Here is an 18,027-nt window from a genome sequence, read left to right as displayed (position 1 = left end):
GTGCCCCCACGCTACGCGCGTAGCACCGTATTGACGCGTGTAGCGTCGTCCCCCCCCCCCACGGAACCCCCACCCCCCCACCGCCCGTCCAGCCCCCCCCCCCCCCCGGGGGGGCCCGGGTGGGGGGGGGGGGTCACCGCCGCGACAAGCCACGACGTGCCCGCAGGTCGCCCGGACCCCGGGGTGGTGTGTCAGCTGCGGGCCGTTGCCGGCTGATCGCGCAGTTCCCCGCGCCCCTATGGGGCGCGTCCCTGCGGGCGCGGGCCTGCGGCTCGCGCCCCTACGCCCCGCGCCCCTGCGGGGCGCAGGGGCGCGGGGCTACGCCGCGCTCGCCGTCGGGGTCGTCAGGACCGCTCGGAGTTGGTCCAGGCCCCAGTCCAGGTCCTCCTTCGTGATGACCAGCGGGGGTGCGATGCGGATCGTCGTGCCGTGGGTGTCCTTCACCAGGACGCCGCGTTCCATCAGGCGTTCCGAGATCTCGCGGCCCGTGCCGTGTTGCGGGGCGATGTCGACGCCCGCCCACAGGCCGCGGCCGCGGACGGCGGTGACGGCGCCGGTGCCGGTGAGGAGGGCCAGCTGGTGGTGGAGGTGGTCGCCGAGGTCGGCCGCGCGGGCCTGGTACTCGCCGGTGCGCAGGAGGGCGATGACCTCCAGGGCCACCGCGCAGGCCAGGGGGTTGCCGCCGAAGGTGGAGCCGTGTTCGCCGGGGCGGTGGACGCCGAGGACGGCGCGGGAGGAGACGACCGCGGAGACGGGGACGACGCCGCCGCCGAGGGCCTTGCCCAGGACGTACATGTCGGGCACGACGCCCTCGTGCTCGCAGGCGAAGGTGCGGCCCGTGCGGCCCAGGCCGGACTGGATCTCGTCGGCGATGAAGAGGACGTTCCGCTCGGCCGTGAGCCGGCGGACGCCGGCCAGGTAGCCCGGCGGGGGGACGAGGACGCCGGCCTCGCCCTGGATGGGTTCGAGCAGGACGGCGACCGTGTGCTCGTCGACCGCCGCCTCCAGGGCGGCCAGGTCGCCGTAGGGGACGATCTCGAAGCCGGGCGTGTACGGACCGTAGTCGGCGCGGGCCTCGGGGTCGGTGGAGAAGCTGATGATCGTGGTGGTGCGGCCGTGGAAGTTGTTCTCGGCGACGACGATCTTCGCCCGTCCGTCCGGGACGCCCTTGACGCGGTAGCCCCACTTGCGGGCGGTCTTCACGGCGGTCTCGACGGCCTCGGCGCCGGTGTTCATCGGCAGGATCATCTCCATGCCGCACAGCTCGGCCAGCTCCGCACAGAAGCGTGCGAAGAGGTCGTGGTGGAAGGCCCGCGAGGTGAGCGTGACCCGGTCGAGCTGGCGTTTGGCCGCGTCGACGAGCCGCCGGTTGCCGTGGCCGAAGTTCAGCGCGGAGTAGCCGGCGAGCATGTCGAGGTAGCGGCGCCCCTCGATGTCGGTCATCCACGCGCCCTCGGCGGTGGCGACCACGACCGGCAGGGGGTGGTAGTTGTGGGCGCTGTGTTCCTCGGCGGCGGCGATGTTGCGTTCCGTGGCGGTCGTCAACGTGTGCTCCGTTCCTGTCCGGGGACGGCGGGCGGTGGACGGCGGGCGGCGGCCGAGGCCGAGTACGGCAGTGCCGTGTCGGCCATCGTGGCCGGGTGCCGACGCCTTTGTACACCCCTGAACCACCACCGGGGGGCCGCATTGCGACCGCTGACCCTGCTCGGCCCGCGCACCTGAGAGAATGTTGTGCATGGCCCTTGATCGTCCGCGCGCTCTCTCCGGTATCCAGCCCACCGCAGGCTCGTTCCACCTCGGGAACTACCTGGGTGCGGTCCGTCAGTACGTGGCTCTGCAGGAGTCGCACGACGCCTTCTACATGGTCGTCGACCTGCACGCCATCACCGTGCCGCAGGACCCGAAGGAGCTGCGGGCGAACACCCGCGTCGCCGCCGCCCAGCTGCTGGCCGCCGGCCTGGACCCGGAGCGCTGCACGCTGTTCGTCCAGAGCCACGTGCCCGAGCACGCGCAGCTGGCCTGGGTGATGAACTGCCTCACCGGCTTCGGCGAGGCATCCCGCATGACGCAGTTCAAGGACAAGTCCGCCAAGCAGGGTGCCGACCGCACCACCGTCGGCCTGTTCACGTATCCGATCCTGCAGGTGGCCGACATCCTGCTGTACCAGGCGAACGCGGTGCCGGTCGGCGAGGACCAGCGCCAGCACATCGAGCTGACGCGCGACATCGCCGAGCGCTTCAACGGCCGCTTCGGGCAGACCTTCACCCTGCCGTCGGCGCACATCGTGCGCGAGACCGCGAAGATCTACGACCTGCAGGACCCGACGGCCAAGATGAGCAAGTCGGCGGCCACCCCCAAGGGCCTGATCAACCTGCTCGACGACCCCAAGGTCTCGGCCAAGAAGATCAAGAGCGCGGTCACCGACACCGACACGGTGATCCGCTTCGACGCGGAGAACAAGCCGGGCGTCAGCAACCTGCTGACGATCTACGCCACACTGACCGGCACCACCGTCGCCGAGCTCGAGCAGAGGTACGAGGGCAAGGGCTACGGCGCGCTGAAGACCGACCTCGCCGACGTCGTGGTGGAGTGGGTCACCCCCTTCCGGGCCCGTACGCAGGAGTACCTGGACGACCCGGAGACGCTGGACGCGGTGCTGGCCAAGGGCGCGGAGAAGGCGCGTGCCGTCGCCGCCGAGACGCTGGCGCAGACCTACGACAGGATGGGCTTCCTGCCGGCGAAGCACTGACCGGAGCACTGACGGGGAGATCTGGCAGCGGGTGCGGCGCAGCCGCCACACTTGCCACGGGGACGTACAGGCGCACAGGAGGGAGAACGCAGTGGGGACCGTAACGCTCGGCGTTTCGATCGCGGTCCCGGAGCCGTACGGCAGCTTCCTCCAGAAGCGCCGCGAGAGCTTCGGCGACCCGCACGCCCACGGCATCCCCACGCACGTCACCCTGCTGCCGCCGACCGAGGTGGACGCCTCCTCGCTGCCCGCGATCGAGGCACACCTCGCCGAGGTCGCGGCGGCGGGCCGGCCCTTCCGGATGCGGCTGAGCGGGACGGGCACCTTCCGCCCGCTCTCGCCCGTGGTCTTCGTCAACGTCGTCGAGGGCTCCCCGGAGTGCGCCCGGCTGCAGAAGCAGCTGCGGGACGCCTCCGGTCCGGTGCCGCGGGAGCTGCAGTTCCCGTACCACCCGCACGTCACGGTGGCGCACGGCATCGCCGAGGAGGCCATGGACCGGGCCTTCGAGGAGCTCGCGCACTACGAGGCGGAGTGGACCATCGAGGGCTTCGCGCTGTACGAGCAGGGCGAGGACGGCATCTGGCGCCTGGAGCGCGACTTCCCCTTCGGCCCCTTCGGCGCGGACGCGCCGGGCACCACGGCGGTGCCCGCCGCCGTGCCCCGGCAGGGCAGTACGTCGCCGCTGCCGCGCCCCTTTCCGTAACCGCCGGTCCGATGACCGGATCCATGGGGTAGATGTCTCGCCATGGATTGGCTCACCCGCTTGCCCCTGGTCGGACCCGTCGTCGCGCGGGCCATGCGCACGCATGCCTGGCGCTCGTACGAAACACTCGACCGGGTGAAGTGGACGCGGCTGGCCGCGGCCGTCACCTTCACGAGTTTCGTCGCCCTCTTCCCCCTGCTGACGCTCGGTGCCGCGGTCGCGGCGGCGCTGCTCAGCGAGGGGCGCACCCACGATCTGGAGAACCGCCTGGCCAAGCAGGTGCCGGGCATCTCCGACAGCATCGACATCGGCGGTTTCGTCGACAACGCCGGCACCGTCGGCCTGGTCGCGGGCGCCCTGCTGCTGTTCACCGGCATCAGCTGGGTCGGCTCGCTGCGCGAGTGCCTGCGCGTGGTGTGGGGACTGAAGGAGGACCCGGGCAATCCGTTCCTGCTCAAGCTCAAGGACGCGGGTGTGCTGCTGGGCCTGGGCGCGGTGGTGCTGCTGTCGGCCGGCTGCTCGGCGTTCGCCTCGGCCGCCGTCGACTGGGTGGCCGGGCACGCGGGCCTCAAGGGGGCGGGGGTGCTGCTGAGCGCCGCCGGGTTCTGCATCGCCGTCCTCGCGGACTTCCTGCTGATGCTGTACGTGCTCTCCCGGCTGCCGGGCGTCCTGCCCCCGCGCCGCCGCCTGGTGGAGGGCGCCCTGATCGGCGCGGTCGGCTTCGAGGTGCTCAAGCTGGTGCTGAGCAGCTATCTGCAGGGGGTGGCCGGCAAGAGCATGTACGGCGCGTTCGGCACCCCGGTCGCGCTGCTGCTGTGGATCAACTTCACGGCGAAGCTGACGCTCTTCTGTGCCGCGTGGACGGCGACGGACACGCCCACGCGGCACGGCGACTGACTACTCCTTGGGCGGGCCCGCGTGGGAGGGGCCCTTGCGCGCCCGCGCCGGCAGCGGGTGACGCCGGTTGACGACGTACCCGGCCACCGCGAGCACGGCCAGTGCGCCGCCGGTCAGCCCGACGGCCGTCCAGATGCCGTCGCTGCCGCCACCGGTGACCGCGGCCTGGGCGCCACTGGGGCTGGACGCGCCCGAGCGCCCGGACTTGTCGGTGCCGAACGACCCGGACTTCGGCGGGACGAGCACGCCGACCGGCTTGACGTGGCCGGCCGCCTCGAAGCCCCAGTCGAGCAGCATGCGGGTCTCCTCGTAGACCCGGTTGCGCTCCTTGATGTCCGGGTTCATGACGGTGACCAGCAGCTTCTTGCCGTCGTGCTGGGCGACGCCGGTGAAGGTGTTGCCCGCGTTGGTGGTGGAGCCGTTCTTCACGCCCGCCATGCCCTTGTACAGCGTGACGCCGTCCTGGCCGGTGAGCAGGCGGTTGGTGTTGACGATCTCCTTCGTCCGGCCGGGGTGCTCGTCGTCCGGGAACTGCGCGCGCGCCGTGGAGCAGTACTCCCGGAAGTCCGCCTTCTGCAGGCCCGAACGGGCGAAGAGCGTGAGGTCGTACGCGCTGGAGACCTGGTCGTCGGCGTCGTATCCGTCGGGCGTGACGACGTGCGTGTCGCGCGCCTGGAGGTCGTCGGCGTGCGCCTGCATGTCCCGGACGGTCTTGGCGACACCGCCGTTCATCGAGGACAGCACGTGCACCGCGTCGTTGCCCGAGCGCAGGAAGACGCCCATCCACATGTCGTGGACGGAGTAGGTCTGGCCCTCCTTCATGCCGACCTGGCTGCTGCCCTCGCCCATGCCCTCGAAGTCGGCCGCGCGCACCTGGTACTTGCGGGTCTTCGGGAACTTCGGCAGGACGGTGTCGGCGAAGAGCATCTTCAGCGTGGAGGCCGGCGGCAGCTGCCAGTGGGCGTTGTGCGCGGCCAGGATCTCGCCGGACTCGGCGTCGGCCACCAGCCAGGACGCCCCGGACAGGTCGCGCGGCAGCGCGGGCGCGCCCGGGCCCAGTTGCACCTGGGTGCCGGGCCGGCCCAGCAGGTCGCCGCCGACCGTGGACATTCTGGCGGGCGGCTGCTTCGGCGGCGGCTTGGCCTTGCCGTCGGTGCGCCCTTCCACGGAGGGCGAGGCGCCCGGGCCCGCGGAGGACGCGGCCGGGCTCGGCACGGGGGCCGCGAGGGCGGGGGCGGCGGTCGCCAGGGGGAGCAGCAGGGAGGCGCCGGCCGCCAGCAGGGCCGCGGAGCGGCGTCGCGGCGTCGCGGAGTACCGCGGGGGGTGTGTTGTCGTCGTCGGCACGCACGTGAACGTACCTCCACGCCCGGCGAACCGGGACGGCGCCTCACGGCGGGGGCCCGCCGAGGACCCGATAGGACCAGTGCCGGAACCGGAACGCATACTGAAACCCATGGTGAAGTCTTCCGGGGATGCCGCCCCGCGAACCCCCGCGCCCGCCCCGGGCCCCGCTGTCCTGACCCGTCCCGTCTCCTGGTTCCTGCTCGCCTTCGGCGTCTGGAGCTGGGTCATCTGGGCCACTTTCATCAAGAATCTCTACAAGGACGGCAGCGGGCTGGCCTTCGACCGATCGGGTGACCCCACCGCGTACTTCTGGGTGCACCTGGCTCTGGCGATCACCTCGTTTCTTCTGGGGACGGCCGTGGGCCTCATCGGGTTGCGCGGTGTGCGCGCCTTGCGGCGAACGTCATAGCTCGTACCGCTGTTTCCGGCCGATCACTTGGCCGATTTCCCGGACGTACGCCCGTTCGGCTGTCTACGGTGATGCGCATCACTGGGCGGCAGGGGGAGGCGCGGGGCGATGCGGGGTGTCCGGATGCGATCGGCCGGGGTGTGGCTGGCACTGCTGGCGGCAAGCGCCGGCGGCTGCGGGCTGCTCCCGGGGGACGACGGGGACGACCGTCCCCTGCGCGTCGGCACCACCGACACCGTCAGCGCCCTCGACCCGGCCGGCGCCTACGACGCGGGCTCCTGGGCGCTGTACGGCAACGTCTTCCAGTCGCTGCTCACCTTCGCGCCCGGCTCCAACGCGCCCGTGCCCGACGCCGCCCGCAGCTGCGGCTTCCAGGGCGAGGACTTACGCACGTACGCGTGCACCCTGCGCCCCGACCTGAAGTTCGCCAACGGCGACCCGCTCACGGTCAAGGACGTGAAGTTCTCCTTCGACCGCATCGTGCGCATCAACTCGCCGCAGGGGCCCGGCCCGCTCATCGACACCCTGCGGTCCGTGGAGACCGGCGGGGACCGGGTCGTCTTCCGGCTGAAGGTGCCCGACGCCACCTTCCCCTTCAAGATCGCCACGGGGGCGGCGTCCATCGTCGACAGCAGCCGCTACCCCGCCGACCGGCTGCGCACCGGCAACGGCGTCGACGGCTCCGGCCCGTACGCGCTCGGCTCCTACCGGTCCGGCGAGAGCGCCGACCTCGAACCCAACGCGCACTACCGCGGCGCCGTGAAGGAAACCGGCCACCCCGTCACCGTCCGCTACTTCCGCGATCCCGCGGCGCTGAGCCGGGCCTGGCACGACAAGGACCTCGACGTCGTCACCCGGCAGATGCCGCCCGGTGAGCTCGCCGGCCTCACGCCCTCGGACTCCGGCATCCGCATGAGCGCCAACGCCGCCGCCAACACCCGCTTCCTCGTCTTCAACCTCCGCCCCGGCGCACCGGCCGGACCGGTGGCCGTACGGCGGGCGGTGGCCGCCGTCGTCGACCGCCAGGCACTCGCCCGCGACGTCCACCAGCGCACGGTCGAACCCCTGTACTCCCTCATCCCCCAGGGCCTGACCGGCCACGCCACCTCCTTCTTCGACACCTACCCCGCCCCCGACGCCGAACGGGCGCGCGGCATCCTGCAGGAGGCGGGCATCACCACCCCCGTGCACTTCACCCTCGCCTACTCCCGGGGCGGGGCCACCGACCAGGAGGCCGCCCTCCTCAAGCGCCAGCTGGAGGCCACCGGCCTGTTCCGGGTGGAGACCCGCAAGGCGGAGTGGAAGGAGTTCCAGGAGGGCTACGCGCGCGGCGCCTACGACGCGTACTGCGTCAGCTGGGTGGCCGACTTCCCCGACCCCGACACCTTCACCACGCCCCTGGTCGGCACCGACAACGCCCTCCACTCCGGCTACTCCGACCCCCGCGTCGACCGGCTCATCCGCCGCACCCAGCAGAACGACCAGCGCAGCCGCCTGGCGACCGACTTCCGCGCCATCCAGAAGATCGTGGCCGAGGACGTGCCCCTGGTGCCGCTGTGGCAGAAGAAGGACTACGTCCTGAGCACGTCCTCGGTCTCCGGCACCCAGTACGTCTCCGACGGCACGGGCACCTGGCGCCTGTGGCGGCTGGCCCGCATCTGAGTTCCCCGCGCCCCTACGGGGCACCGGCCACGTCGGCCACGCTCTAAAGCCCGTGGCGGGTCAGGAAGTCGGTGACCAGCTTCTGCCACTCCTGCGGAGCCTCCGCCGCCGGGACGTGACCGGTGGGCACCTCCGCGTACTCCGCGCCCGGGATGCGGGAGGCCAGGAAGCGCGAGTTGGCGGGGGAGACCAGCGTGTCGTACGCGGTGGCGACGACCAGGGTCGGCACGGTCAGCCGCGCGAGATCCGCCGTGGTATCGGTCGCCAGGACCACCGCCGCCTGCTCGGCGGTCCCCGCCGGAACGCCCTGGGCGATGGCCTCGTAGAACCCCGGCAGCTCCGCCTCCGGCACCGCGTTGAAGAACTCCTCGCTGCAGCCGCTCAGCGCCACGAACCGCGCGAAGGACTCCAGGTCACCCGCGGCCAGCAGGGTCCGCCACAGGTCCAGGGAGGCGCGCACCCGGTTGTCGGGGCGGGCCAGGCCCGCCGTCAGGACCAGGCCCTTCACGCGCTCCGGATAGCGGGCGGCGATGCGTACGGACACCAGGGTGCCCATCGAGTAGCCCAGCAGCGTGAAGGTCTCCAGGCCCGCCTCGTCCGCCGTGGCCACCAGCGCGCCGGCGAGGCCGTCGGCGCTCAGCGGGACGGACGCGCGCGGCGTCGCGCCCGAGCCGGGGTAGTCGGGGGCCACCACCGTGTGGTGCTCGGCCAGGGCCGGGATCAGCGGTGCGTAGTTGCCCTCGATGCTGCCGCCCGCGCCGTGCGCGAGGAGGATGCCGGGGCCGGAGCCGTGGACGGTCGTGTGCAGACGCGGGTAGCCCGCGGGAATGTTCGTCATGCCTCGTAGGCTCCCCTTTGACATCAGTGTGAAGGTCAAGTCGTCAGGGGGATCTCATGCGGATAGGGGAACTGTCGCGCCGGACCGGGGTCAGCACGCGCCTGCTGCGCTACTACGAGGAGCAGGGGCTCCTGCAGCCCGAGCGCGACACCAACGGCTACCGCCGCTACCACCCGGACGCCGCCGAGCGCGTCGCGCACATCCGGGAACTGCTCGCCGCCGGGCTGACCACCGATGTCATCCGCGACCTGATGCCCTGTGCCACGAGCGGCGGCCTGGTGGGCTGCGCACGCTCCACCCGCCTGCTCGACGACCAGCTCGCCCGCGTCGAGGACCAGATGGACGAACTGCGCCGCAAGCGCGAGGCGTTGCTGGAGGTGACCGGGGCCATGGAGGCGCGCCGCCTGGAGGACGAGGCCCTGGTCGGGGAGGCCCTGAAGTCGGCCTGAGCAGGGCCGCGCCCGCCCCGGCGGCCCGCATGAACGTGCAAGGGCCCGCCGCCACCCGAAAGGGGTGACGGCGGGCCCTCGGCGGAAGGTCCTCGGCGAAAGGATCAGAAGCGGCGCGTGATCAGCGCCCGCTTCACCTCCTGGATCGCCTTGGTGACCTCGATGCCACGCGGGCAGGCGTCCGTGCAGTTGAAGGTCGTGCGGCAACGCCACACGCCGTCCTTGTCGTTGAGGATCTCCAGGCGCTGCTCGCCGGCCTCGTCACGCGAGTCGAAGATGAAGCGGTGCGCGTTGACGATCGCCGCCGGGCCGAAGTACTGGCCGTCGTTCCAGAACACCGGGCACGAGGAGGTGCACGCGGCGCACAGGATGCACTTGGTGGTGTCGTCGAAGCGCTCGCGGTCCTCGGCGGACTGCAGGCGCTCGCGCGTCGGCTCGTTGCCCTTGGTGATCAGGAAGGGCATGACATCGCGGTAGGCCTGGAAGAAGGGCTCCATGTCGACCACGAGGTCCTTCAGGACCGTCAGGCCCTTGATGGGCTCGACCGTGATCGGCTTGGCCGGGTTGATGTCCTTGATCAGCGTCTTGCACGCCAGGCGGTTCTTGCCGTTGATCCGCATGGCGTCGGAGCCGCAGATGCCGTGCGCGCAGGAACGGCGGAAGGTGAGCGAGCCGTCGAGATCCCACTTGATCTTGTGGAGACCGTCGAGCACGCGCTCCTTGGGGTCGATCTCCACCTGGAAGTCCTGCCAGGTGGCCTCGTCGGAGACCTCCGGGTTGAACCGGCGGATCCGGAAGGTGACCGTGATGTAGGGCGAGACCTGGGCCTCGGCGCCGGCCTCGGCCTTGTCGAGAGTCGCGGTGCTCATCAGTACTTACGCTCCATCGGCTGGTAGCGGGTCTGCACGACCGGCTTGTAGTCGAGGCGGATCGACTCCTTGCCGCTCGCGTCCACCTCGCGGTACGCCATGGTGTGGCGCATGAAGTTGACGTCGTCGCGGTTGGGGTAGTCCTCGCGGTAGTGACCGCCGCGGGACTCCTTGCGCGCGAGCGCGGACACGGCCATGACCTCGGCCAGGTCGAGCAGGTTGCCCAGCTCGATGGCCTCCAGCAGGTCGGTGTTGAAGCGCTTGCCCTTGTCCTGGATGGCGACGTTCTTGTAGCGCTCGCGCAGCTCGGCGATCTTCTCGACGGCCGTCTTGATCGTCTGCTCGGTGCGGAAGACCATGACGTTGGCGTCCATGGTCTCCTGCAGCTCCTTGCGCAGCTCCGCGACCCGCTCGGTGCCCGTGGAGTTGCGCAGGCGCTCGACCTGCTCGACGACGAAGGAGGCCGGCTCCTCCGGCAGCTCGACGAAGTCGGCCTTCTGGCTGTAGTCCGCGGCGGCGATGCCGGCGCGGCGGCCGAAGACGTTGATGTCGAGCAGCGAGTTGGTGCCCAGGCGGTTGGCGCCGTGCACGGACACGCAGGCGACCTCGCCGGCGGCGTACAGGCCGGGGACGACGGTGTCGTTGTCGGAGAGCACCTCGCCCTCGACGTTGGTCGGGATGCCGCCCATGGCGTAGTGCGCGGTGGGCTGGATCGGGATCGGGTCCGTGTAGGGCTCGATGCCGAGGTAGGTGCGCGCGAACTCGGTGATGTCCGGCAGCTTGGCGTCCAGCTGCTCCGGCGGCAGGTGGGTGAGGTCCAGGTAGACGTGGTCGCCCTCGGGACCGCAGCCGCGGCCCTCGCGGATCTCGGTGTAGATCGAGCGGGAGACGACGTCACGGGACGCGAGGTCCTTCATGACCGGCGCGTACTTCTCCATGAAGCGCTCGCCGTCCTTGTTGCGGAGGATGCCGCCCTCACCACGGGCGCCCTCCGTCAGCAGGATGCCCATGCGCCAGATGCCCGTCGGGTGGAACTGGAAGAACTCCATGTCCTCCAGCGGCAGACCGCGGCGCCACACGGCGGCCTGGCCGTCACCCGTGAGGGTGTGCGCGTTGGAGGTCACCTTGAAGAACTTGCCGCAACCGCCGGAGGCGTAGATCACGGCCTTCGCCTGGAAGACGTGGATCTCGCCGGTGGCCAGCTCGTAGGCGACGACACCGGCCGACTTCTTGACGCCGTCGACCTCGGTGATCAGCTGGTCCAGGACGTAGAACTCGTTGAAGAACTCCACGCCCTCCTTGACGCAGTTCTGGTACAGCGTCTGGAGGATCATGTGGCCGGTGCGGTCGGCCGCGTAGCAGGACCGGCGGACCGGGGCCTCGCCGTGGTTGCGGCTGTGACCGCCGAAGCGGCGCTGGTCGATGGTGCCGTCCGGGGTGCGGTTGAACGGCAGGCCCATCTTCTCCAGGTCGAGGACCGCGTCGATGGCCTCCTTCGCCAGGATCTCGGCGGCGTCCTGGTCGACCAGGTAGTCACCACCCTTGACCGTGTCGAAGGTGTGCCACTCCCAGTTGTCCTCCTCGACGTTCGCGAGGGCGGCGGCCATGCCGCCCTGGGCGGCGCCGGTGTGGGAGCGGGTCGGGTAGAGCTTGGTGAGCACCGCCGTGCGGCTGCGCTTGGTGGCTTCGATGGCCGCGCGCATGCCGGCGCCGCCGGCGCCGACGATGACGGTGTCGTACTTGTGGATCTTCATGGTCGCGTCAGCCCCGGGCTCTAGCGGATGTTCGGGTCGAAGGTGAAGATCACCAGCGTGCCCAGCAGGACGGTGAACACCGTGGCGGTGTACAGCAGCATCTTCAGCCAGAAGCGGGTCGCATCCCGCTCCGCGTAGTCGTTGATGACCGTGCGCAGGCCGTTCGCACCGTGCAGCATCGCGAGCCACAGCATGATCAGGTCCCAGGCCTGCCAGAACGGCGAGGCCCAGCGACCGGCCACGAAGGCGAAGCCGACCTTGGTCACGCCGCCGTCCAGCACGAGCTGGATCAGCAGGTGGCCGAGGACCAGGACGACCAGGAGGATGCCGGACAGGCGCATGAAGAGCCAGCCGTACATCTCGAAGTTGGTGCGCGTCGCCTTGGGCGTCTTCTTGGTGCGCTTGCGGGGCGCCTCGATGACCGGCGCCGGGTTGTCGGCGGAGTAGGCCGACACCTCGCTCACGGCCGCGGCGGGGGTGGTTTCAGCGGACATTCGCGTCTCAGCTCCCGAACAGCGTGCGCAGCGTGTGCTGGAGCACGGGGTAGAAGGCGCCTGCCATCAGCACGACCCAGACACCGACAACGGTCCACAGCATCTGCTTCTGGTACCGCGGTCCCTTGGACCAGAAGTCCACCGCGATGACGCGGAGGCCGTTCAGTGCGTGGAAGAGGATGGCGGCCACCAGGCCGTACTCCATCACGTTGACGATGGGCGTCTTGTACGTGGCGACGACGTCGTCGTAGGCCTCGGGGGAGACGCGAACGAGAGCGGTGTCAAGGACGTGCACGAACAGGAAGAAGAAAATGAGGACGCCGGTGACTCGATGAGCCACCCAGGACCACATGCCTTCCCGGCCGCGGTACAGCGTTCCAGCCGGCACGGAAAACCCTCCGGGAGCGGGATTGGGGCCTGCCGGCTTCTCTGTCGGTCGGGCCCGGCCGGGTACGGTCCACCGGCCCTGGCCATCGTAGCGACGCCTTGTCGGTTCGGTCCCCCGGGGTGGCGGAGGTGTGATCAAACAGGCACGTACGGCCTAGGACGCCGGGGAACCGGGGAGTGGGCCCCGGGGTGGCTTGTCCGGTGCATCCCGGCGTGTCCGGAGGGGAACGGCGGACAGATGGGAAGAAAAGCCATATCTTCCTCTTGAAGGCACCAATGGGGAGGTTCACTCCATGGGCTCCACTGGTTCCACGGAACGCCCCGTCAGGATCACGCGGGCGTCCGCCGTCCGGGGGACGGTGGCCACCCTCGGCCTGCTCGCCACGATGACCCTGATGGGCTGCCCCGGCAAGGGGGCCGTCCACCCCTCCGGCACCGACGACGCCCGCTCGCCCCAGGGCGGCAGCGCCTCCGCCCCGGCCTCCACCGCCTCCACCGGCGGCGCGGCCGCCGCGGAACCCGCCCCCGTCCCGGCCGCGGTGCCCGCCACCGTGCCGGCCGTACGCCAGTACGACCGGCGCGACGGGCCCGGCTGGCGGCCCGTCCGCGGCGCCCGCGTCGTCGCCGACCCCGACGGCCCCGCCGCCGACGAGGCCCGCCTCCTCGCCGGCGACCTCGGCCTCGCCTTCGACCGGGGCCCCGCCCGGGCCGGCGACGTCGAGCTCGTGCCCAGGGTCGGACAGGCCGGCGGCCCCGAGGCGTACGAGCTCACCACCGAAGGCCGCAAGGTCACCATCACCGCCGCCGGCGACGCCGGCCTCTTCTACGGCACCCGCACCGTCGTCCAGGCCGTGCGCACCGGCGGCGGACTCCCCGAAGGCGTCGTCAAGGACGCCCCCGACCGCCCCCAGCGCGGCCTGAACCTCGACATCGCCCGCAAGCACTTCCCCGCCGACTGGATCGAGGCCCGTCTGCGCGAAATGGCCGACCTCAAGCTCAACCAGCTCGGCCTGCACTTCTCCGACGACCAGGGCTTCCGCATCGAAAGCTCCAGCCACCCCGAGATCGTCTCCCAGCAGCACCTCACCAAGGCCGAAGTACGGCGCATCGTCACGCTCGCCCAGTCACTGCACATCACGGTCGTCCCCGAGATCGACTCGCCCGGACACCTCGGGGCGGTCATCGCCGCCCACCCCGGGCTGCAGCTGCGGGACGCCACGGGGGCGGTCGCACGCGGAGCCGTCGACATCTCCAACCCCGAATCCGCGCGGATCGTCGACGACCTCCTGCGGGAGTACGCGCCGCTCTTCCCCGGACGGTGGTTCCACCTCGGCGCCGACGAATACCGGGCCCTCATGGCCCGTGACCCCCAGACCTCCTACCCCGGCCTGGCCGACGCCGCCCGCCGCAAGTACGGGTCCCGGGCCAAGGTGCAGGACCTCGCCACCGGATGGCTCAACGACCGGGCCGCCGTCGTGCGCTCCCTGGGTCGGACGCCCAAGGCATGGAACGACGGCTTTTTCCCCGACGGAGTCGTCGTGCCCGACAAATCCATCGAAGTCGAGTACTGGACGGGCAAGGAGAACGGGGCACGGAACCCGCAGGACTACCTGAACGAGGGACGGACGCTGGTCAATCTGAACGACGAGTTCCTCTATTACGTGCTCGGCGAACCCAACGACTTCCGCTACCCCACCGGGGAACGGATCTACGGAGGGTGGGGGCCGGCGGTCCTGCGCGGCACGGCGGCCGCGTCGGCGGCGGGACCGGACCGGGTCCTCGGCGGACGGCTGGCCGTGTGGTGCGATCGCGCGGGGGCGCAGACGCCCGAACAGGTGGCGGCGGGCATCCACGTACCGCTGGCCGCGGTGGCCCAGCGCGTCTGGGACCCGCGGCCGCCGTCCCGCCCCTGGGCGGACTTCCGCTCCCTGGCGGGCCGCGTACGCCGCTAGGCGCCCCAAAGGGGCGCGGGGAACGGCGCGACAAGCCACGACGCGCCCGCAGATGAGTGCCGTGCTTCGGCTGCAGGCCGTCGGTGGCTGATCGCGCAGTTCCCCGCGCCCCTGCGGGGCGCCCCTGACGGGGCGCCGTGACGCGAGTGACGGAAGAGACCCGCGGCGCGCTGTACCTGCCGGAGGCACTCCGCGAGAAGGGACGCAGTCCATGGATTTCTGGGGGCACTTATTAGTCGGCCGTGGCGGGGACCGGGCCCTGGCCGCTCGTCCGGTCCTCGCCACGGGGCGTGACCACCTCGTCCCGGCCGCCGCGTTCGCCGACGGCTGGCAGATGTGGTGCCGCATGGCGCCCGAGCCGCTGCGTCCGGCCGTCGAGGACGCCGTGGCCTCCGTCGACGACCTCGTGCGGGCCCTCGCCGACGACACCGGCGCGCCCGCGCTGGCGGCCGGTGTGCTGGCCGGCGACTGTGCCGTGGTCTTCGGTGCCGTGCCCGCCGGCACGCCGTGGGCGGCCTGTCTGGGCCGGGTGGCCCTGGCGCGGCATCTGGCCGGGACCGGGCTCGGGCCCGACGACATCTTTCCGGCGCCGCGCACGGCCGCCGCGCACTGCGCGGCCTGGGCCGCCGCGGCGGGGCGGGTGACGGATGCCGGTGTGCTGGCGCGGGTGCTGGCCGCCGATCCGGGGCCGGACGTGGTGGGGCTGTTCCGCGAACTCCTCGCCGGCCTCGGCATGGTGGAGGAGGCGCTGCCCGCGTGTGCGGTGGCGGGACGGGGACGGCCGGAGCCGCCACCCCCCACAGGAGAGGCTCCGACCGCCGTCCGCTGCGAACCCTGGTGAGGCCCGCACTTCCTACAGCGCCGGGGGACGAAATTTCATCACAGTGGGGGACAGACAATCTCGGGCGCGTAGTATCACCCGCTCATGGCACTACCCCTGGGAGTCCTCACCGATGTATCCGTGCGGTCACTGCCGCGCCACTGCCGTGAGTCCTGACGGCCGGTGCGCCGCCTGCGGCGCGTACCAGCAGCAGGCGCCCGCCCCCTACCCGTACCCGGGTGTGCCCGGCATGCCCGGCATGCCCGGCATGCCGCGGGTCGGCGGGATCGACCTGCGCCGGGGGCTGCGCATCGCGCTGACCGTACTGCTCTCGGCCATGATGCTGGTGCTGCTGTTCGACATCGCGGCGGCCGGCAAGGAACGCAGCGCGTGCGAGAAGCTGCTGCGGACGGGGTCGCTCGACGAGGCCGGCCGGCAGGCGCTGGAGGACGCCGACGCCTTCGCCACCGGTGTCGGGGTCGTCCACTTCCTGCTGTTCGCGGCCACTGCGGCGGTGTGGGCCGTGTGGTTCCGCCGGATGCGGGTCAACGCCGAGATCTTTGCGCCCGGTACGCACCGCTTCGGCACCGGCTGGGCGGCGGGCGCGTGGTTCACGCCCGTGGTCAACCTGTGGTTCCCCAAGCAGATCGCCAACGACCTCTACCGGGCCAGCTCGCCGGCCGGCCCCCAGGCCGCGCCCAAGGCGCTGCTGAACTGGTGGTGGGTGCTGTGGGTGACGTCCTTCGGCGTCGACGCGGTGAGCACGGTCTTCGACCGGGCCGCCACGGTCAAGCTCCGCGGCCTCGACTACGGCGGCTGGCGCGACGGCGTCGAGCTGATGAAGACCTCCCTCGTCCTGGACGCCTTCTCCTCCCTGCTGCTGCTCGCCGCCGCGCCGCTGGCGATCCTCGTCGTGCGGCAGCTGACGCGGATGCAGGAGCAGCGGGCCCTGGTGCACCCCCCGACCCCTTCCCCCTACGGACCGTACGGCGCCGGTCCGGCGGCCTCCTGAACCGCAGGCACGAACCGTGGTGCAGGATGTGACCGTGCAGGGGGACGACGCTGAGCTGACCGCCGCCGTGCGTGCGGCGCAGAGCGGGGACGAGACGGCATTCCGTACGGTCTACCGGAGCGTGCACCCCCGGCTGCTCGGATACGTGCGCACTCTCGTCGGCGACGCCGACGCGGAGGACGTGGCATCGGAGACCTGGCTGCAGATAGCCCGTGACCTGGAGCGCTTCACCGGCGACGCCGACCGCTTCCGCGGCTGGGCCGCCCGCATAGCCCGCAACAGGGCGCTGGACCACATACGGATGCGCGGCCGGCGCCCCCTCATCGGCGGGGACGAGAGCGAACTGGCCGGCCGCGCGGGCGACGCGGACACCGCCGGGGAGGCGCTGGAGGCCCTCGGCACCGGGCGTACCCTCGCCCTCATCGCCCAGCTGCCGCAGGACCAGGCCGAGGCCGTGGTGCTGCGCGTGGTCGTCGGCCTCGACGCCAAGAGCGCCGCCGGGGTGCTGGGCAAGCGGCCGGGGGCGGTGCGCACCGCCGCGCACCGCGGGCTGCGGCGACTGGCCGAGATGGTGACGGCGGGGGCGGGCGCCGGCGGAGCAAATGCTTCCGCGGGTGTGACGCAATTGCGCATGCGGACGCAGAAGGACATGTGATGGCGGACGACCACCGGTACGAGCAGGGCTGGCTGGATGACGACGCCGTGGAGCGACTGCTGCGCGGCGAGCACCTCTCCGGCACCGCCCCCGCCGACGCCCGGGCCACCGCCGACCGGCTGACGACGGCCCTGCGTGCCCTGACGGAACCGGCCGGTGCGCCGGGCACGGCGGCGCGCGCCGCGGATGCCCCGCTGCCCGGCGAGGAGGCGGCCCTGGCCGCCTTCCGCGAGGCCCGTGCCGCCGCCCGCTCCGAAGCCGGCGCCCCCGTGCGGCGCACGCCGTTCGCCGCCGTACGGGCGTTCCTCGACCGGCCCACCAAGGCGCTCGCGCTGGCCCTCGCCGGGTGCGCGGTCGGCGGAGTGGCCGTCGCGGCCGGAGCCGGGGTGCTGCCCGGGCCCTTCGGACGGTCCGACGGCGAGCCGGCGCCCACCGCCAGCGTGGCCGTCGCCGACGGCGGCGGCCCGCGCACCACCGCGCCCGCCACCCCCGGCCCCTCGCACGGCGGCACGCCCGGCCCGCGCCCCGGGCGCAGCCCCGAGGCATCCGGCACCCCGGGCCGCGGCGCGGGCAAGCCCGGCGGGCCGAGCATCGAGCCCGGCCCCGACGGGCCCTCGCCCAGCCGGCGCGAGGACGGCAAGCCCGGCAAGGGCACCGGCGAGGACACCACCGGTGACGTCACCGGCAGCGCCCGCGCCACGGTCGCCCAGCTGTGCCGGGACTTCCTGGCCGACGGCAAGCGCACCGGCGGCGGCAAGGGCGTCGACGAGGACGGCGTGCGTGCCCTGGAACGCAGTGCGGGCGGCGGCGCCGGCGCCGTGCGCGCGTACTGCGAGCGCCTGCTCGCCGGGCTCGACACCGGCACCACGGGCGGCGGTTCCGGCCTGGACGACCTGCTGCGCGGCGGCGCTCCGCGCAACCGCAGCCTCCCCCGTCCGGACGTCTCCCAGCCCGCCCTCGCCCAGGGTGTGACACTTTCGGGCACCACGACGCTGTAGGAAATGAGCCGACTGGTCATCGGCTGCGCAGGAGC

At 72.1% G+C, this 18,027-nt stretch carries 18 protein-coding genes; 11 read left to right on the top strand and 7 right to left on the bottom strand.

Annotation, left to right across the window (positions count from 1 at the left end):
- Positions 1-318: 318 nt before the first annotated feature.
- Positions 319-1,545 carry an ornithine--oxo-acid transaminase gene (rocD, locus tag AC27L3_RS27315; RefSeq protein ID WP_487236731.1) on the bottom strand — a complete coding sequence of 409 codons (1,227 nt, stop codon included), beginning with the start codon at positions 1,543-1,545 and terminating at the stop codon, positions 319-321.
- A gap of 190 nt (positions 1,546-1,735) precedes the next feature.
- On the opposite strand from rocD, the gene trpS reads away from it, so the two are divergent.
- From trpS to AC27L3_RS27300, 3 genes are all read left to right on the top strand, one after another.
- Positions 1,736-2,749 carry a tryptophan--tRNA ligase gene (gene trpS / locus AC27L3_RS27310; protein ID WP_487236730.1) on the top strand — a complete coding sequence of 338 codons (1,014 nt, stop codon included), beginning with the start codon at positions 1,736-1,738 and terminating at the stop codon, positions 2,747-2,749.
- 91 nt (positions 2,750-2,840) lie between these two features.
- On the top strand, positions 2,841-3,452 hold the full coding sequence (locus AC27L3_RS27305) for a 2'-5' RNA ligase family protein (protein ID WP_487236729.1): 612 nt from the start codon (positions 2,841-2,843) through the stop codon (positions 3,450-3,452).
- 42 nt (positions 3,453-3,494) lie between these two features.
- Positions 3,495-4,349, top strand: coding sequence for a YihY/virulence factor BrkB family protein (locus tag AC27L3_RS27300; RefSeq protein ID WP_487236728.1), 855 nt, complete (start codon positions 3,495-3,497; stop codon positions 4,347-4,349).
- Here the strand turns inward: AC27L3_RS27300 and AC27L3_RS27295 are convergent, their stop codons facing one another.
- Positions 4,350-5,792 (bottom strand): D-alanyl-D-alanine carboxypeptidase family protein, encoded by a 1,443-nt coding sequence (locus AC27L3_RS27295; RefSeq protein ID WP_487236738.1) that lies wholly within the window; start codon positions 5,790-5,792, stop codon positions 4,350-4,352.
- Positions 5,793-5,802: 10 nt separating this feature from the next.
- Between AC27L3_RS27295 and AC27L3_RS27290 the strand changes: the two genes are divergently transcribed.
- Positions 5,803-6,102: an SCO4848 family membrane protein gene (locus tag AC27L3_RS27290; RefSeq protein WP_487236727.1), complete on the top strand. Its 300-nt coding sequence runs from the start codon at positions 5,803-5,805 to the stop codon at positions 6,100-6,102.
- A gap of 108 nt (positions 6,103-6,210) precedes the next feature.
- Positions 6,211-7,764, top strand: a complete 1,554-nt coding sequence (locus tag AC27L3_RS27285) for an ABC transporter substrate-binding protein (protein ID WP_487236726.1) — start codon at positions 6,211-6,213, stop codon at positions 7,762-7,764.
- A gap of 43 nt (positions 7,765-7,807) precedes the next feature.
- Here the strand turns inward: AC27L3_RS27285 and AC27L3_RS27280 are convergent, their stop codons facing one another.
- Positions 7,808-8,602: an alpha/beta fold hydrolase gene (locus AC27L3_RS27280; RefSeq protein WP_487236725.1), complete on the bottom strand. Its 795-nt coding sequence runs from the start codon at positions 8,600-8,602 to the stop codon at positions 7,808-7,810.
- A 56-nt stretch (positions 8,603-8,658) separates the two neighbouring features.
- Between AC27L3_RS27280 and AC27L3_RS27275 the strand changes: the two genes are divergently transcribed.
- Entirely contained in the window at positions 8,659-9,051 is a 393-nt protein-coding gene (locus AC27L3_RS27275) for a MerR family transcriptional regulator (protein WP_487236724.1), read from the top strand.
- 104 nt (positions 9,052-9,155) lie between these two features.
- Here AC27L3_RS27275 and AC27L3_RS27270 read toward each other — a convergent pair whose 3' ends face one another.
- From AC27L3_RS27270 to sdhC, 4 genes are read right to left on the bottom strand one after another with little or no spacing between them, the layout of a single operon-like run.
- Entirely contained in the window at positions 9,156-9,920 is a 765-nt protein-coding gene (locus AC27L3_RS27270; RefSeq protein ID WP_365966978.1) for a succinate dehydrogenase iron-sulfur subunit, read from the bottom strand.
- Positions 9,920-11,674: a succinate dehydrogenase flavoprotein subunit gene (sdhA, locus tag AC27L3_RS27265; protein WP_487236723.1), complete on the bottom strand. Its 1,755-nt coding sequence runs from the start codon at positions 11,672-11,674 to the stop codon at positions 9,920-9,922. Before sdhA ends, AC27L3_RS27270 begins: the two co-directional genes overlap by 1 nt.
- Before the next feature lie 20 nt (positions 11,675-11,694).
- A complete protein-coding gene (locus AC27L3_RS27260; RefSeq protein ID WP_487236722.1) occupies positions 11,695-12,168 on the bottom strand; it encodes a succinate dehydrogenase hydrophobic membrane anchor subunit in 474 nt (157 codons plus the stop codon).
- A gap of 7 nt (positions 12,169-12,175) precedes the next feature.
- Positions 12,176-12,556 (bottom strand): succinate dehydrogenase, cytochrome b556 subunit, encoded by a 381-nt coding sequence (gene sdhC, locus AC27L3_RS27255; RefSeq protein WP_344432777.1) that lies wholly within the window; start codon positions 12,554-12,556, stop codon positions 12,176-12,178.
- Positions 12,557-12,848: 292 nt separating this feature from the next.
- On the opposite strand from sdhC, the gene AC27L3_RS27250 reads away from it, so the two are divergent.
- The 5 genes from AC27L3_RS27250 to AC27L3_RS27230 all read left to right on the top strand — a co-directional run bounded on the left by AC27L3_RS27250 (position 12,849) and on the right by AC27L3_RS27230 (position 17,992).
- Entirely contained in the window at positions 12,849-14,507 is a 1,659-nt protein-coding gene (locus tag AC27L3_RS27250) for a beta-N-acetylhexosaminidase (RefSeq protein ID WP_487236721.1), read from the top strand.
- A gap of 211 nt (positions 14,508-14,718) precedes the next feature.
- On the top strand, positions 14,719-15,348 hold the full coding sequence (locus AC27L3_RS27245; protein ID WP_487236720.1) for a hypothetical protein: 630 nt from the start codon (positions 14,719-14,721) through the stop codon (positions 15,346-15,348).
- Positions 15,349-15,493: 145 nt separating this feature from the next.
- Complete coding sequence (locus tag AC27L3_RS27240) at positions 15,494-16,339, top strand: DUF4328 domain-containing protein (protein WP_487236719.1); 846 nt, start codon at positions 15,494-15,496, stop codon at positions 16,337-16,339.
- A 34-nt stretch (positions 16,340-16,373) separates the two neighbouring features.
- Complete coding sequence (locus tag AC27L3_RS27235) at positions 16,374-16,994, top strand: RNA polymerase sigma factor (RefSeq protein WP_487236718.1); 621 nt, start codon at positions 16,374-16,376, stop codon at positions 16,992-16,994.
- Positions 16,994-17,992: a hypothetical protein gene (locus AC27L3_RS27230; RefSeq protein ID WP_487236717.1), complete on the top strand. Its 999-nt coding sequence runs from the start codon at positions 16,994-16,996 to the stop codon at positions 17,990-17,992. Before AC27L3_RS27235 ends, AC27L3_RS27230 begins: the two co-directional genes overlap by 1 nt.
- The last annotated feature ends 35 nt before the right edge of the window (positions 17,993-18,027 follow it).

This window comes from Streptomyces sp. PKA51 (genome assembly GCF_057552455.1).
Note: the sequence above shows the minus strand (reverse complement) of the source record. Positions and strands in the feature narration are given on the sequence as shown.

Coding starts and splice junctions, on each gene's coding strand:
- trpS (WP_487236730.1), top strand. CDS start 1,736: ATGGCCCTTGATCGTCCGCGCGCTCTCTCCGGTATCCAGCCCACCGCA.
- AC27L3_RS27300 (WP_487236728.1), top strand. CDS start 3,495: ATGGATTGGCTCACCCGCTTGCCCCTGGTCGGACCCGTCGTCGCGCGG.
- AC27L3_RS27295 (WP_487236738.1), bottom strand. CDS start 5,792: ATGCGTTCCGGTTCCGGCACTGGTCCTATCGGGTCCTCGGCGGGCCCC.
- AC27L3_RS27290 (WP_487236727.1), top strand. CDS start 5,803: ATGGTGAAGTCTTCCGGGGATGCCGCCCCGCGAACCCCCGCGCCCGCC.
- AC27L3_RS27285 (WP_487236726.1), top strand. CDS start 6,211: ATGCGGGGTGTCCGGATGCGATCGGCCGGGGTGTGGCTGGCACTGCTG.
- AC27L3_RS27280 (WP_487236725.1), bottom strand. CDS start 8,602: ATGACGAACATTCCCGCGGGCTACCCGCGTCTGCACACGACCGTCCAC.
- AC27L3_RS27275 (WP_487236724.1), top strand. CDS start 8,659: ATGCGGATAGGGGAACTGTCGCGCCGGACCGGGGTCAGCACGCGCCTG.
- AC27L3_RS27270 (WP_365966978.1), bottom strand. CDS start 9,920: ATGAGCACCGCGACTCTCGACAAGGCCGAGGCCGGCGCCGAGGCCCAG.
- sdhA (WP_487236723.1), bottom strand. CDS start 11,674: ATGAAGATCCACAAGTACGACACCGTCATCGTCGGCGCCGGCGGCGCC.
- AC27L3_RS27260 (WP_487236722.1), bottom strand. CDS start 12,168: ATGTCCGCTGAAACCACCCCCGCCGCGGCCGTGAGCGAGGTGTCGGCC.
- AC27L3_RS27250 (WP_487236721.1), top strand. CDS start 12,849: ATGGGCTCCACTGGTTCCACGGAACGCCCCGTCAGGATCACGCGGGCG.
- AC27L3_RS27245 (WP_487236720.1), top strand. CDS start 14,719: ATGGATTTCTGGGGGCACTTATTAGTCGGCCGTGGCGGGGACCGGGCC.
- AC27L3_RS27230 (WP_487236717.1), top strand. CDS start 16,994: ATGGCGGACGACCACCGGTACGAGCAGGGCTGGCTGGATGACGACGCC.